Here is a 594-nt window from a genome sequence, read left to right as displayed (position 1 = left end):
GATTTACGCAATGACATCTATGCCTACGGTAATAACCGATATATCTATGACGTCCAGCGCGGCAGTCAGGCGCTGGAAAATGCGGGCTGGACTGCTCAGCAGAACTGGGAAGCGCCGACGGGGTGTTTTATGACGGGGTTAAATATCCGACCGGATTTAGGCGACTGCCGGATGATGGGGAAATACTACCGCGCGTTAATGGTACGAACCGCCAGCGGTGGCTGGCGACAGGTGGGTAACTAAGATGATTACGTTCAAAAATATCAAAATCTCTAAGCAAGTTTTTGAGGAAGGATTGGCAGTTCCCGTTCTCTATTTTGAAGACGAAAACGGCGCGGACTGGTATGAACTGCGCGACCGGGAATGGCAGGGAGAAAACTGTTTTGTCGCCGTCGGTGCTGACGGGTTTATTTCCACCTGGGCGGATAATCCCAACTTTTTAACGCTGTCCGAAGGCGTCAGCGTTTATGAAGTTGATGCCGCCGCATTGCCGGAGGATATCAGCACGCGGTCGTACCGCTATGAAGACGGTCAGTTTATTCAGTTCGTGCAGCCTGCCGCTGAGGTGGCTGAGCAGCGTAAAAGCGTACTGCT

Annotated in this window: 2 pseudogenes; both read left to right on the top strand. The window is 52.2% G+C overall.

The features are described from left to right. Positions 1-243 (top strand): annotated as a pseudogene (locus tag D6C13_RS25365) (hypothetical protein); the annotation flags it as partial. A gap of 52 nt (positions 244-295) precedes the next feature. Continuing rightward, positions 296-594 (top strand): annotated as a pseudogene (locus D6C13_RS25360) (tail fiber assembly protein); the annotation flags it as partial.

The sequence above is a fragment of the Rahnella woolbedingensis genome, from assembly GCF_003602095.1.
GTDB classification, from domain to species: Bacteria; Pseudomonadota; Gammaproteobacteria; order Enterobacterales; family Enterobacteriaceae; genus Rahnella; species Rahnella woolbedingensis.
The sequence above is the reverse complement of the archived record's forward strand: the minus strand, read 5'-3'. Positions and strand labels throughout refer to the sequence as shown.